This is a genomic window from Chryseobacterium indologenes (assembly GCF_002025665.1).
GTDB lineage: Bacteria > Bacteroidota > Bacteroidia > Flavobacteriales > Weeksellaceae > Chryseobacterium > Chryseobacterium metallicongregator.
The window spans coordinates 2,781,803-2,796,320 of record NZ_CP018786.1 but is presented as its reverse complement, the minus strand read 5'-3'; the positions used below and the strand labels follow the sequence as shown (position 1 = coordinate 2,796,320).

Annotated in this window: 11 protein-coding genes; 6 read left to right on the top strand and 5 right to left on the bottom strand. The window is 36.4% G+C overall.

Translation table 11 applies throughout. The features are described 5' to 3' along the window. Positions 1 to 46 precede the first annotated feature (46 nt). From BUE84_RS12715 to BUE84_RS12695, 5 genes are all read right to left on the bottom strand, one after another. On the bottom strand, positions 47 to 1,678 hold the full coding sequence (locus BUE84_RS12715; RefSeq protein WP_079241936.1) for a M1 family metallopeptidase: 1,632 nt from the start codon (positions 1,676 to 1,678) through the stop codon (positions 47 to 49). Positions 1,679 to 1,813: 135 nt separating this feature from the next. Continuing rightward, complete coding sequence (locus tag BUE84_RS12710) at positions 1,814 to 4,774, bottom strand: reprolysin-like metallopeptidase (RefSeq protein ID WP_079241935.1); 2,961 nt, start codon at positions 4,772 to 4,774, stop codon at positions 1,814 to 1,816. A gap of 228 nt (positions 4,775 to 5,002) precedes the next feature. Continuing rightward, complete coding sequence (gene tatC, locus BUE84_RS12705) at positions 5,003 to 5,830, bottom strand: twin-arginine translocase subunit TatC (RefSeq protein ID WP_185116992.1); 828 nt, start codon at positions 5,828 to 5,830, stop codon at positions 5,003 to 5,005. A 67-nt stretch (positions 5,831 to 5,897) separates the two neighbouring features. Continuing rightward, on the bottom strand, positions 5,898 to 6,425 hold the full coding sequence (locus BUE84_RS12700) for a hypothetical protein (protein WP_079241934.1): 528 nt from the start codon (positions 6,423 to 6,425) through the stop codon (positions 5,898 to 5,900). 69 nt (positions 6,426 to 6,494) lie between these two features. Next, positions 6,495 to 7,454: an SIS domain-containing protein gene (locus BUE84_RS12695; protein WP_079241933.1), complete on the bottom strand. Its 960-nt coding sequence runs from the start codon at positions 7,452 to 7,454 to the stop codon at positions 6,495 to 6,497. 158 nt (positions 7,455 to 7,612) lie between these two features. Between BUE84_RS12695 and recQ the strand changes: the two genes are divergently transcribed. The 6 genes from recQ to BUE84_RS12665 all read left to right on the top strand — a co-directional run bounded on the left by recQ (position 7,613) and on the right by BUE84_RS12665 (position 14,439). After that, entirely contained in the window at positions 7,613 to 9,817 is a 2,205-nt protein-coding gene (recQ, locus tag BUE84_RS12690) for a DNA helicase RecQ (protein WP_079241932.1), read from the top strand. A 209-nt stretch (positions 9,818 to 10,026) separates the two neighbouring features. Beyond that, positions 10,027 to 11,106 (top strand): glycosyltransferase, encoded by a 1,080-nt coding sequence (locus BUE84_RS12685; protein ID WP_079241931.1) that lies wholly within the window; start codon positions 10,027 to 10,029, stop codon positions 11,104 to 11,106. 68 nt (positions 11,107 to 11,174) lie between these two features. Next, entirely contained in the window at positions 11,175 to 11,519 is a 345-nt protein-coding gene (locus tag BUE84_RS12680; RefSeq protein ID WP_079241930.1) for a hypothetical protein, read from the top strand. A 24-nt stretch (positions 11,520 to 11,543) separates the two neighbouring features. Beyond that, positions 11,544 to 11,930 (top strand): cupin domain-containing protein, encoded by a 387-nt coding sequence (locus tag BUE84_RS12675; protein WP_079241929.1) that lies wholly within the window; start codon positions 11,544 to 11,546, stop codon positions 11,928 to 11,930. 130 nt (positions 11,931 to 12,060) lie between these two features. Then, the gene (gene lpdA / locus BUE84_RS12670; protein ID WP_047429636.1) at positions 12,061 to 13,464 is read left to right on the top strand and encodes a dihydrolipoyl dehydrogenase; all 1,404 of its coding nucleotides are present in this window, start codon (positions 12,061 to 12,063) and stop codon (positions 13,462 to 13,464) included. Between the two features lie 120 nt (positions 13,465 to 13,584). Continuing rightward, positions 13,585 to 14,439, top strand: a complete 855-nt coding sequence (locus BUE84_RS12665; RefSeq protein ID WP_079241928.1) for a DUF4476 domain-containing protein — start codon at positions 13,585 to 13,587, stop codon at positions 14,437 to 14,439. Positions 14,440 to 14,518 lie beyond the last annotated feature (79 nt).

Below are 14,518 nucleotides of genomic sequence, written 5' to 3'. Positions count from 1 at the left end.
AAAAGCAAAAAGGCAAATCTGCTGATGTGCGGATTTGCCTTTTTCTTTATTTAGTTTCCTTATAATTGATATAATAGTTCGGGCTTAGCTCAACCGAAGTGCTCTTTTTAAGTTTTACGGTCTGCCATTCTTCCGTTGGATTTATGGTTTGATCACCATTGATGATGATAGGTAATTTCAGGTTTTTTACCACATCCGTATAACGGAACTTTAAAGTATCCCCATTTTGAGCATACTCAAGGGTTGGTATTTTTATGGATCTCAGATACTGATCAAAAACCGTTGAAAAATCGATTCCTGATTTTGAAGAAATATAATCTTCTATCTGTTGAGTGGTAACAGTCTGATGATAAAAGTCTTTATTCAAACCTCTTAAAATCTGTCTGAATTTTTCATCATTATTGATAACTTGCCTTATCGTGTGAAGCATGTTGGCTCCTTTCGGATACATATCTCCGCTGCCTTCATTTCTTACACCATACTGGCCAATAATAGGAATGTCATTGTCTATCAAATTCCTGATCCCCTGAACATAAATTTCAGAAGATTTTTTGTCCATATATTTTTCCGTGAAAAGAGTCTCGGAATAATTGGTGAAACTTTCATGGATCCACATATCAGCCTGATCTTTTGCGGTAATATTGTTAGCAAACCATTCATGTCCGCTTTCATGAATAATAATGAAATCCCAGTTTAGCCCAACTCCCGTCCCAGAAAGATCTCTGCCGAGATAGCCGTTCTGATATTTATTCCCATAGGCTACATTACTTTGATGTTCCATACCAAGATGAGGTGATTCTACAAGCTTGTATGAATCTTCATAAAACGGGTACGGACCAAACCAGTATTCAAAAGCTGATAACATAGGTTTTACCTGCTCAAACTGTTTCTTTGCCTTGTCCAGATTATAGTCAATTACCCAGTAATCCAGGTCCAGTTTTCCTTTTTCACCCTCAAATGTATCTTTAAAATTTACATATTTCCCTATGCTCGGGATAATGGAGTAGGCGTTGATAGGATTTTTGACCTCCCAGGTATAAGTAGTTTTACTGCCGGTTGTTTTTTTATCAGTGAGTCTGCCATTACCCACACCTACCAGATCATTGGGAGTGACAATTTTCATAATGATCCCGTTATCAGGTTCATCGCTCCAGATATCTTTGGTAGGAAGCCATATGGAAGCTCCTATTCCCTCATCAGCAGCAGTCATCCATGGATTCCCTTTTTCATCTTTAGTGAAAACCCATCCGCCATCCCACGGTGCTTTTTTAGCTATGGTAGGCTTTCCGGAATAGGTAACGTTAATTGTATATTTTTCACCTTTTTTGAATTTTTTATTTGTTGTAATGAAAATAAAGTCTCCATCCTGCTTATAATTGGCAATAGGAAAGTTTCCTTCCACCTTATCCGCTTTCATTGGTTGTTGAAGGTCAATCTGGAAAACAGGATTGGTAATATCTTTGATGATCTCAAAACTGATTTTATTATTTCCTTTAATGCTTTTCTGCTCAAAATCGGGCTCTACAGAAAGATCATATTTTTTGACATCCCAAAAATTTCTGAATTCGGTATTGGAACCCTTTAATGTATCCTGTTTGGTGAAAACCTTACCCTTCTCAAAGAACTGTCCGAAAACCAGCCCTGATGCAAATAAGAGTGTATATGATAATTTTTTCATTTAAACTTATATTAAATCTTTTCAAAAGTATAAAATTAAATTAATAGCCCCATGCAGGAAATCAAATTAAATACAGATTTTAAGAAGACATAAAAAAAGCCCGGTCATTGCCGGGCTGTAAAAACTGATTAGATTTTATTTTTTGATGAATTTCAGATTTGAAGTCGTTCCTTTATCTTCAATTGAAATAATATAAGCTCCTGTACTTAGGTTGGATACAGAGATTTTATTATCATTAATCTGGCCATTCATTACTTTTTGACCCGCCATATTGGTAATGATATACTGAGCTTTAGATGAAATCTGAGTTACATTCAATACATCACTTGCCGGGTTAGGGTAGATCTGAATTGAGTTCTTATCTTTCACAGTCTCACTGGTAGAAAGCTGTTGCTGAATCAGTACCGGATAATCCTCAACTTCACCATATTGCTGGTTGCTGCATCCGCTGTTTGGCTGGCTTTCATAGCCTAATACAACTCTCATAATTACGTTTCCTCCGGTATAAGCATCTGCCGGTACGGAGAATGTTCCGGAAACAGGTGATATGGTACTAGCTGCGCTGGTGTAGATGACTTCAGAAGAAGAGAATACTCCGTCTTTGTTAAAGTCTATCCATGCTGTTACTCCGTCATTATACTGAGCACCTGTCCATCCTTTGGTTATACTTACATTATTCCCAGTAGATCCGGACATAAGCGTAATTAGTTTTGAAGGATCTGTAGTATAGTCTGTGTAAGGAGTATTACTGCTGCTGTTTGAAACAGGGCTCATTCCGGCACCAGTTACTGTAACATTGGAAATATACTCATCAGCAGCATTTGTTCCGGTTATTGAACATTTAGCAAATGGAGATGTTGTGAAATTCGTTGATGCTGAATAAGAACCAACCGAAGCACTACAAACATTAGCTACCTGTACTTCATATTGAGTAGCTTCAGTAAGCCCTGAAATGTTGTAAGCATTTGTTGAAACAGGTACTGTAGTCCATGTTGCTGTTCCTACTTTTCTATACATTACAGAGTATGTTGCTCCTACTAATGCGGTCCAGTTTACTGATGCTGAAGTTCTTGTAATACCGGTTACAGTAATTCCTGTTGGAGCAGATGTTGTACAAGCACTCGCAGATGCGGATACGGTAGCATTTCCAACAGCGTAGAATACATTATCAATGGCGCTTACTCTTATTTTTACACTCGCACCTGTTGCCAAAGAAGAAAAAGAAAACGGCTCAGATCCGTCATTAGCTGTAGACGGACTAATAACGGTCCATGTAGTTCCGTTGTCTGTAGTATAATCTATTTTAACATTTTGTACATTATACGGAGCATTATTGGTGTTTACCACATCCCAAGTCACGGCTCCAGCTGTATTATTATAAACGGTAGTTGAAGTTACTTTGAAAGGTCCTTCATTTCCTATATCCACTTTCATCAGACTGCTCTGAGTTTGCTGTTGTGCAGCATCCGGATTGTTATCTCTTACCGTTACCTTGAAATTCATTGTTCTCGGGATATTGGATACAGTCTCCCAATCTACTGCACTGGTAAGAGCACCGTTAAGAACATTGGTGAATTTAGGGAAATAGCGGGTAGGCGAGGTTGTAGGCATTAGAGATCTGAAATTCGCTCCATTATTTCTGGTTGCACTTACTGGCCCAAAAGCAGATGTAGCCAGATCATATTGTTCCCAGGTATAAGTCATAGGATCATTTTGTGTATCTGTTGCAGAAGCTGTTAACACAAAAGCCGTTCCTTTAGGAATCATTTTATTAGCCATTGGCTGAATAGAAGGAGGTGTATTGGCTACATTCGTAATAATTCCACAGTCCTGAGCATTAACATAGGTACCTACTTCTTCAATGTTTTTGGTATGAAAATAAGCATCAGAATGCATCTGAACATTATAGTTGGTAATACCAGCATATCCCATAATTGAAGATCCGGATCCCGGCTCCATATGGGCACCGTGCAATGCAATAGACATGGTATGTGCTGCACCGAACTGGTGGCCGATTTCATGAGCTACAAAATCGATGTCATAATTATCTCCAAAAGGCTGATCCGGAGTAGAAGGAGAAGTAATTCCCGCTCCTTTAGAGGTTGCATCATTGTTACTTGCAGGGTTTCTGCAGACATTTCCTACATCTCCGGCACTTCCTCCGCCACCTCTATGGCCAAAGAAATGTCCTATATCATATGCAGCGTTACCTACACCGGCAGTATTGGTAAGCGTTTGCTGAAGCTGCAGGTTCCATGCACCGGGAGCACTATAGGTTCCGTTTGAATTGGTGATTACATTTGAATAAGGATCAGTAGCGGGATCTGCAAATATAAGTTGGGGAAGATCCTGTACAATCATATGGATTCCGAAATCTTTTTCAAAAACACCATTTACACGGTTCATTGTAGCGTTAATACGGGCTGCTGCTGCTGGAACACTTCCGGCAAGTTGCGTATATTCACCGTTTACAGAGATGGCAATTCTGTAGGTTCTGTATTTTTGTTCATTACTTTTATTAGCGCTCCCTAACCCCTTTAAAACATTTTTTGTTTTAAGCAGTTTATTCATTTCTTTCTTTACCTTCTCAGGTTCAGAGGTTCTACATTCGAAAGGATCTTCATGAGATTTATTAGATTTGAAAAAGACTCCATATACATCCTTTTCTTTATTGATCGGTTCTATGAATTCGTATTTTCCTGTATCAGTATTAAATGTCATAGACTGAAAATCGTTTGGTGCTGTACTGAATCGGATTTGTTTATGCGGATTATCCAGCCCGATACCTGAGTATGCTCCCAATTCATATCTGTCCGCCATAGATTTTTCTACTACCGGCGAACTGTACACTGAAAACCTTTCAATTCTTCCATCTGCTGTAGGAAGGGAAACAATTACAGCGCTTCCTCCTTTTCCTGCTTCAGGAGCATTCTTTAGTTGATCTCTTAATGCAGAAAGATCAAATTTGTAGGCATATTCTACTTTTACTTCTTTTCTTACTGGCGTAACTTTTTCCGAGACAGGTTTCCAGCGTTGTGCCTGCAAACCACTTAGACTTAAAGCCAATGCACAGACGAAAATAATTTTCTTTTTCATATTTTTTTATTGATTGTTATTAAAGTTTTTAAAGATAGTTTATTTTTTTAAATCTTTAGCTGGTGATACATTGTTAATTGCTCCCAACTTTATAATTTTAGTTGAATTTTATCGTTGTTTTTAATTATATTAAGAATAGATATAATTAAGGTTGATTTTTTAAATAAAAAAAACGCTACCATTCAATCAAATGGTAGCGTTTAAGCTTTTATTAGTAAAAAATACTGTTTATTTCTGTACTACAGGAAGATTTCCGTTGCTCTTCTGTACTTTTTTATAGGTGAATGTACACATCATAATACTGAATTCATATAAGATAAGCAGCGGGAATGCAGCCATCAGCATACTTAAAACATCTGCCGGAGTAATGATTGCAGCCACTACCATAATCAGAACAATAGCATGACGACGGTAGGTCTTCATAAATGTAGGCGTCAGAATTCCGATGCTGGTAAGGAAGTAGATCAAAATCGGGAAAAGGAAAATAACGCCCATACCCAAAACCACCTGTAAAAATAAAGTGGTATAATCACTTAAATCATAAAGCGGAACGATAATGTCTGAGATTTTAAAAATGACCCCGAAATTAACGGCAAACGGAAGAATCAGGAAATAACCACATAATACTCCGGTCATAAAAAGAATCCATACCGCATTAATAATATAAATAGAATTTTTTCTTTCTCTCGGATGTAAAGCAGGACCAATAAAACGCCACAGTTCCCAGACAATATAAGGAAATGCAGCTACCATTCCTCCAAAAACAGAAACAGCCATCATTACGTTGAACTGCTGATACAATCTTTGTACACGAACAGGGAAGTCCTTTGGAAGATGAATACTATCTTCTCCTAAAATCATTCTTGAAAAATGATTAACAACTCTGAAAGTCGGGAAATCATTTCTGGTGGGTCCAAAAAAGATATGGTCCATAATCCAGTTGATATTAAAACCCACCACAAAAGCCGCAATTATGATAGCAATAATCGAACGGATCAGATGCCCTCTTAATTCTCCTATATGTCCAAGAAAGGACATGTCTTTACCATCACTCACAGAATACAATTTTTAAAGCGCAAATTTATAAAATATTTAATTAAATGACCGATGTTGGATTCTAAAATTATCGTGGTACATATAAAGCAAAATCAAAATCCCTTTCTTTAATATTCATTTCTGTTAAAAGGTCTTCTGCAGCTGCGTTGATTTTTTTCCACCTTTCATCATGGCTAAGATCTATTGATTCGAAAACCCATTCTTCTTCTGTGACTTCATCAGTAACCTTTTTAAAATCTGATATTTTCTGTCTCAGTGATTCGTTGATGAACTTATTTCTGAATAACGATTCTATTTCTTCGCTGTATGAGAATATATGTAAATCATCTCCGATATCTGTCAGAGACAGGCAGTCTGCAACAGAATTGAATTTTTTATCATCATAAGTACAGAAGATCAGACATCGGACAACGAGGTCAAAATAGTCCTGACTTTTTTGATCATAGTATAAATTTCTATCATGAGTAGGATATTCAGGTCTATGATCAGATTCCATCGGAAGATGATGTACTTTATTTCTTTGTGAATCCTGATAGTCAAGATATTTTTTCAAAAATATAGGGAATAGAATCAGTAAATAAAGAATAATCATCATGATACCTTAAAAATATTTAATTAAAATGCTGATCCGGAGGTACAATGCCTGAAATCCTTTATTTGAATTCTAGTTAATTCCTTCGTCTAACAGTTTATGCAGGTCTATAATCCCAAAATACTTTCCGTTTTCCGTTACTACAAGCTGGCCGATATTATTTTCTTTCAGAACTTTCATGGCTTCTTTCGCCAGAGCTTCCTTTTCAATTGTTCTCGGACGGGCAGACATAATATCTTTAGCCGATACCTTACTTATATCTTCTCCCTTCATCAGCATTCTTCTCAAATCACCATCTGTGATCACTCCAATAATCTGATCTTCTTTGGTTACGACAGTGATTCCATGGCTTGAAGCACTGATGGAAATGATGACGTCTCTTATGGAAGAGTCTTCTGTAACCTGAGGTTTTTGGGAAGAAAGAAACTGTTCTACTTTAGAAGTAAGATTCTTTCCTAGGCTTCCTCCAGGGTGGAATTTGGCAAAATCATTAGCTTTAAAATCATTCAGTTCCATTAAAGCAACAGCTAAAGCATCTCCCAAAGCCATTTGTATAGTTGTAGAACTTGTAGGAGCCAGTTTATTAGGGCAGGCTTCAACGTCTACATGAGTATCTAAAATAACCTCAGAAAACTCAGCGAGTTTACTCGTCTTATTTCCTGTCATTCCGATAAGAGCAGAAGAATAATCCTTTAAATAAGAAACCAGATTGGCAATTTCTGGAGAATTTCCGGAGTTGGAGATACATAAAACAACATCCTGTTTCTGAATGACTCCAAGATCACCATGAATAGCTTCTGAAGCATGTAAAAACTGAGAAGGCGTACCTGTAGAATTCAGCGTAGCAACAATTTTGTTACCCACATGGGCAGATTTCCCTATTCCTACTACAATGAGCTTTCCTTTTGCCGAGTGAATGATCTCTACAGCCTGTGCAAATTGGTCATCAATTCTGTTTTTTAATTTTTCTAGTTCAGAAATTTCTATTTCTAAAGTGCTTTTTGCAATTGATATAATGTTGGTTCTATCCATTTTACGATGATAAGGTATACAAAAAAGTTTATAAAAAACGTTATATTTTAAAAAGAATATTTAATATAAATTTTATTTTTTATAAATTCGTTCGCTTTTATTTTAAGCAGAATTTTTATAACTTTGGGTGAGATGCAAATTTAGCAATAGAAAATTAGATGAGCGCAAAAAAAGCCAATTTATCAGGCGAATTGAAAAAGTATTTTGGGTTTTCTACATTTAAGGGCCAGCAGGAACAAATTATAGACAACCTATTGAATGGGAAGGATATATTTGTTTTAATGCCTACAGGTGGCGGAAAATCATTATGTTATCAGCTTCCGGCACTTATTTCGGAAGGAACAGCAATAGTAGTTTCGCCCTTAATAGCGTTAATGAAAAATCAGGTAGATGCGGTGAACGGTCTTTCATCAGATGATGGAGTAGCACACGTCCTGAATTCATCATTAAACAAAACGCAGACCAAGCAGGTTTTTGACGATATCAAAAGCGGCAAAACCAAACTTCTGTATGTAGCTCCTGAATCATTAATTAAAGATGATTACCTGGATTTTTTGAAAGAGGTGAAAATTTCTTTCTTTGCTATCGACGAGGCTCACTGTATTTCAGAGTGGGGACATGATTTCAGACCGGAATACAGGAATCTGAAACAGATTATTGACAAAATCGCCAATGTACCGGTGATTGCTTTAACGGCTACTGCTACTCCTAAGGTTCAGGATGATATCCAGAAAACTTTAGGAATGACGAATGCGTTGGTGTTTAAAGAAAGTTTCAACCGTCCTAATCTATATTATGAAGTATGTCCTAAAATCAATGTAGATAAGGAAATCGTTAAATTTATCAATCAACATAAAGGAAAATCAGGAATTGTTTACTGCCTGAGTCGTAGAAAAGTTGAAGAATTTGCCCAGCTTTTGCAGGTGAATGGAATTAATGCACTTCCTTATCATGCCGGTCTTGACCAAAAAGTGAGAGTAGCGAATCAGGATAAATTTCTGATGGAAGAAGTGGATGTAATTGTGGCCACCATTGCCTTCGGGATGGGAATTGATAAACCTGATGTCCGTTTTGTAATTCATTACGACTTCCCGAAATCACTGGAAAGCTATTATCAGGAAACCGGCAGAGCAGGAAGAGACGGAGGAGAAGGCCATTGTCTGGCATTCTATGATCCGAAAGACATTGAAAAACTGGAGAAATTCCTGGCTCAAAAACCTGTTTCAGAAAGAGAAATCGGATTACAGCTTTTGAATGAAGTGGTAGGGTATGCCGAAACTTCCATGAGCAGAAGACAATATATTCTATACTATTTTGGAGAAAGTTTCGATCCGGTAAACGGAGACGGAGCTAAAATGTGCGACAACTCATCCAATCCTCCAAAATTAAAAGATGCTACGATAGATCTCGAAAAGTCATTGGCGTTGATCAATGATACAGGAGAAAAATTCAAATCTAAAGATCTGATTTCCGTTATCGTAGGAAAGGAAAATGCAGTAACAAAATCTTATAAGCTTGAACAAAGTTCTCACTTTGGTTTTGGAAAAGACGAAAAAGATAATTACTGGAAAACAATTTTGAGACAGGCGACTGTTCAGAATTTTTTACAGAAAGATATTGAAACCTACGGGGTTTTAAAAATTACAGAGAAAGGGAAAAGTGTCCTGAATGGTAAATCTAAAGACATCTTTTTAATTGCTGAAGACCGTGAATTTGATCTTACTCAGGCAAAAGCTGAGAGTGATCAGGTACAGCAGCAGGCTGGAGGAGGACTGGATCAGAACCTTTTCAATCTGTTGAAAGAATTGAGAAAAAAAGTAGCCAAAAAACATGGGATTCCACCCTATACAGTATTTATGGATCCAAGTTTGGAGGATATGACAGTTCAATATCCAATAAGTGTAGATGAGATCACCAAAATCTATGGTGTAGGGGAAGGAAAAGCCAAAAAATACGGTAAAGAATTCGCAGATTACATCAAAACATACGTAGAAGATAACAACATCGAACGTACTCAGGATATGGTATTGAAGCAGGTGGCCAATAAATCCAGCCATAAAGTTTTCATCATCCAGAGTACTGATAAGAAAATTGACCTTGAAGATATAGCAAGAGCTAAAAATCTTTCTATGGATGAACTTCTGAAAGAAATGGAAAGGATTGTTTATCAGGGAACAAAGCTGAATATCGACTATTATATTGAAGATAATTTTGATGAAGACATTGTAGACGGGTTCATGGAATTCATGAACGAATCTGAAAGCGACAGTATGAAAGTATTGCTGGATGAATTCGGGGATGAACTGTCTGATGAAGAAGTAAGAATGTTGAGAATTAAATTCATTAGTGACGTAGCGAATTAAAAAAATCAATATTTTTAGAATAATTAGATAAAGTAAGCTTTTCATCAGGAAGGCTTACTTTATTTTTATAGCGTGCTACGTCTACAGTAAATAGTAAAATCAAATCAGATTTTAAAGCTTAGTTAATTTCTGTTAATTACCATCAAAACAGCAATCTTCACCCTTCCTATATTTGACTTTTAACCAAACTTTTTAGTAACTTTGATAAGATGAAAAAAATATCTGTCATATTTATTCTGCCGGACTTAGAAACCGGGGGCGCAGAAAGGATTGTTACCACAATAGCGAATCATCTTTCCAGAGATCGGTTTGAGCCTAAGATTTTGCTGTTACGTAAACAAGGCGGATATTTGAATTTTCTGAAAAAAGATGTCGAAATTATCGATATCAATACCGAAAGAATAAGACATTCTTTAAAACCTATTTTAGGAGAAATCTACAGAAGAAAACCTGATATTGTATTCTCCGGTTTTGGTGAAGTAAATGCTTATTTATCATTGTTTATAAGACTTTTTCCAAGAACAAAATTTATTGCGAGAGAAACTAATGTTGTCACACAGCATGTAACCCGCAAAGAGATTAAGTTTTTCTATAATTTTTACAATAACTATCAGAGAATTATCGCTCAAAGTGATGATATGATGAAAGATCTTGTTGATAATTTCAATATTAAAAAGAAAAAAATTGTCAAGATCAATAATCCTGTAGACTTTGACTTTATTGAAGATAAAATGTCTATTTCTTTAAAACCGGAATGTTTCAAATACAATTATAAAAATGTAGTGGCCATTGGAAATCTGTCTTCCAGAAAAGGATTTGATAACCTGCTGAAAGTTTTTTCAAGACTGAAGAATGAAAACATTATGCTTCATATTTTAGGAGATGGAAAAGACAAAGACCTTTTGCTTCAGACAAAAGAGCTTTTAGGATTGAAAAAAGTGATTTTCCATGGCAGACAAGAAAATCCCTATCAATATTTGAAATATGCTGATTTATTTGTGCTTTCTTCGCGATACGAAGGTTTTCCCAATGTTCTTCTGGAAGCTGGAGCCTGTGGAACCTATTCTTTAGCCAATAACTGCCCTGGGGGAATCAATGAAATTATCCAGCACAATATAAATGGTGAAATTGCCAATATTGAAAATTATGATGGCTTTGCCCAGCAGATTGTAACCGTATTGCAGAACAATTACAACAGAGATGCTATAAAAAACTCGATTAAATCACGGTTTTCCAAGAATATTATTTTGGATAAATATGAGAAAGTTTTGCTGGATTTAATGAAGTAGTATCATCATATTATTTGCCTTATGGAGTTTTATTTTCTTAGATTTGGGGCTTTATTAAATCAATATCAATGAATAAAATCCAAAAATTAGGATGTGCCTGTGAAAAACCTGACTTCAATTATACTGAATTCAGAAGTTCGGAATTAGGTATAGATCATACAGACGGAAGATATGGAGAAGTAACGATTCAACAGTGCAAACTGTGCCAAAGAATATGGATTCATTATTTTGTTGAATATGAAAGTTTTTCCAAATCAGGAAGATGGTACAAAGGAATTGTTTCGAAAAAAGACCGTGCCCAGATCACTCCGGAAAATGCAGTGGAATACCTGGAAAGCCTTGACTGGTATGTGTATGGTGGTTCTTTTTTTGAAAGCACAGGTACATTTGGACAAGGAAAGCTGAATATCTAATCTAATACATTAAATATCTAATCAATGAAGCCATTTATAATTGTTATTTTGATGCTGAACTCTGTTGTTTTAGCAGCTCAGCAGAAGACCATTTCCAGAAAAGAATTATTAAAAACTGCTCTTGATCAGAATGTTAAATTTACAGAAATTCAGGAAATAACAATGGCTGCAGGACAAGGAGCTCCTGAACATCTGCATCCCTGTCCCGTTTTAGGAATTATAAATTCTGGCGAAGCTGTTTTTCAGATTGAAGGACAACAAAAAGTGGTGCTTCATGCAGGAGATGCTTTTTACGAACCTAAAAACGTGAAAATTCTTCATTTTGATAATGCGTCAGCTGAAAAACCTCTGGTCTTCACCGCAATTTACCTGAAGGAAGGGAATGAAGAAAATATAAAGTTCATAAAATAACACTTTTCATAAAACTAAAGCATATAATTATCATTTTTAAAATTGATAAAACTCACTTTGGTGCTTGGTAATTTATATGTAAATTTGTGAGAATTAAGATAGATAATAATAAACAAATTCATACAATAACATGAGTCAATTCGATGTTACCGTAATAGGTTCTGGTCCCGGTGGTTATGTGGCTGCTATTCGTGCAGCACAATTAGGTTTCAAAACAGCAATTATTGAAAAATATTCAACTTTAGGCGGAACTTGTCTTAACGTTGGATGTATTCCGTCAAAAGCGCTTCTTGACAGCTCTGAACATTTCGAAAATGCAAAACACAATTTTGCAGGTCACGGAATTATCATCAACGAGCCTCAGGCAGATATCGCAAGAATGATCGAGCGTAAAAACGAAGTGATCAAACAAAACACTGACGGAATCAGCTACCTGATGAACAAAAACCAGATTACTGTTTTTGAAGGAGTAGGAAGCTTCGAATCTGCTACTCAGATTAAAGTGACGAAAAACGACGGTTCTTCTGAAACCATCGAATCTAAATATACAATCATTGCAACGGGTTCTAAACCATCTACACTGCCTTTCATCTCTTTAGACAAAGAAAGAGTGATTACTTCTACGGAAGCTTTAAATCTTAAAGAAATTCCTAAGCATTTGGTAGTAATCGGAGGTGGAGTTATCGGTCTTGAGCTAGGTTCTGTATACCTAAGATTGGGAGCTCAGGTAACAGTTGTTGAATTTATGGATAAAATCATCCCTGGAATGGATGGAGCTTTAAGCAAAGAATTGACTAAAGTTCTTAAAAAACAAGGAATGAAGTTTATGCTTTCTACTGCGGTTTCTGCGGTTGAAAGAAACGGAGATACTGTAAAGATCACGGCTAAAGATAAAAAAGGAGAAGAAGTAGTAGTAGAAGGAGATTACTGTTTAGTTTCTGTGGGAAGAAAACCTTACACAGATGGTCTTGGCCTTGAGAAAGCAGGAGTAGAACTTGACGAAAGAGGAAGAGTAAAAGTAAACGACCACCTACAAACGAATGTTGCGAATATCTACGCAATCGGTGACGTTATCAAAGGAGCGATGCTGGCTCACAAAGCTGAAGAAGAAGGTGTTTTTGTAGCTGAAACATTAGCTGGACAAAAACCTCACATCAACTATAACCTTATTCCAGGTGTTGTTTATACATGGCCGGAAGTGGCAGGAGTTGGTAAAACTGAAGAGCAGCTGAAAGAGGAAGGAGTAGCTTACAAAGTTGGATCTTTCCCAATGAGAGCTCTAGGTAGAAGCCGTGCAAGTGGTGATATCGATGGTCTTGTTAAGATTATTGCAGACGAAAAAACAGATGAGGTTTTAGGAATGCACATCGTAGGAGCAAGAGCTGCTGACCTTATTGCTGAAGGGGTAATCGCTATGGAATTCCGTGCAAGTGCTGAAGACATTGCAAGAAGTTCTCACGCTCACCCAACGTATGCAGAAGCTATTAAAGAGGCTGCATTGGATGCTACAGCAAAAAGACCTATTCATATGTAATATTTGATTAAAAGATTTAATCATTTAAATATTTAAAAATTAAAGGCTGTTTCTTTTTGAGACAGCCTTTTTTATATGGGTTTGGCATAAAAATGGAGATGGTTTTTGAAAATTTCATGTATGAAAAAGATTTTTATCGGTTGGATGCTTTTGGCGGGAATAAGCGCATGGGCACAGGAAGCAGGAAAAGCAGGGGAATTATTAAAAAATGAAGCTTCTGCTACAGAAATGAGATCTCCCAAAATCTTAAATGAAAGAAACAAAACTCCTGATGGGATGAGACCTGGAAATAATACTATTCCTCAGAGAAATAGAAATAATAATCCAAATTATCAGTGGAACAGAAACTACGGATATGCAGAAGTTTTTCTCAGAATTCCTGAGCAGGGCTTTTTTACCGTTGAGGTTGGAGATCAGATGATGGCCAATGGTTCCGGAAAATACAGATTCTTTGATTTGTCATCAGGGAGAATGCCTATTTCAATTTATGAAAATGGTTTTCTGGTGTACAGAACAACGTTGATGCTTCGTAACAACAACAGAATGGTGCTGGATTTTTTCACCAATGAAGGTCTCTTTTTATTGGATTCTTATCCTGTTCAGAATCAGTATGGATTTAATGATTGGAATGACATCTGGAACAATCCTTACGGAAATCAACCTGGAGACTGGAATAACCAAGGAAATGTGATGGATAACAATTCTTTCCGCCAGTTTTTTGATATGATGATGAGAAATGAAAAGTTTGATGACGGGAAAGTAGCCATGATCAATCAGCAGATGCGTACTTCTATGTTTACTTCTGCACAAATAAGAGATCTGGTAAAAGCCCTTAGTTTTGATAATAAAAAATTGGCATTGGCGAAGTCTATGTACCGAAATTGTGCCGATAAAGACAGATATTTCATGGTGTATGATGCCTTTGATTTTGAAAGCAGCAAACGGGAACTGATGGATTATATTTCTAATTTATAATAAGAATCTTGTTCATCTTTCTCCCTGGAATAATTGAAAATCCTGTATTTGAATACAACAAACAATGATTTGAACACGT

Bases quoted from the DNA above. Each gene is read 5' to 3' on its own strand.
- BUE84_RS12685 (WP_079241931.1), top strand. From the start codon at position 10,027: ATGAAAAAAATATCTGTCATATTTATTCTGCCGGACTTAGAAACCGGG.
- recQ (WP_079241932.1), top strand. From the start codon at position 7,613: ATGAGCGCAAAAAAAGCCAATTTATCAGGCGAATTGAAAAAGTATTTT.
- lpdA (WP_047429636.1), top strand. From the start codon at position 12,061: ATGAGTCAATTCGATGTTACCGTAATAGGTTCTGGTCCCGGTGGTTAT.
- BUE84_RS12675 (WP_079241929.1), top strand. From the start codon at position 11,544: ATGAAGCCATTTATAATTGTTATTTTGATGCTGAACTCTGTTGTTTTA.
- BUE84_RS12700 (WP_079241934.1), bottom strand. From the start codon at position 6,425: ATGATGATTATTCTTTATTTACTGATTCTATTCCCTATATTTTTGAAA.
- BUE84_RS12710 (WP_079241935.1), bottom strand. From the start codon at position 4,774: ATGAAAAAGAAAATTATTTTCGTCTGTGCATTGGCTTTAAGTCTAAGT.
- BUE84_RS12695 (WP_079241933.1), bottom strand. From the start codon at position 7,454: ATGGATAGAACCAACATTATATCAATTGCAAAAAGCACTTTAGAAATA.
- BUE84_RS12715 (WP_079241936.1), bottom strand. From the start codon at position 1,678: ATGAAAAAATTATCATATACACTCTTATTTGCATCAGGGCTGGTTTTC.
- BUE84_RS12680 (WP_079241930.1), top strand. From the start codon at position 11,175: ATGAATAAAATCCAAAAATTAGGATGTGCCTGTGAAAAACCTGACTTC.
- BUE84_RS12665 (WP_079241928.1), top strand. From the start codon at position 13,585: ATGAAAAAGATTTTTATCGGTTGGATGCTTTTGGCGGGAATAAGCGCA.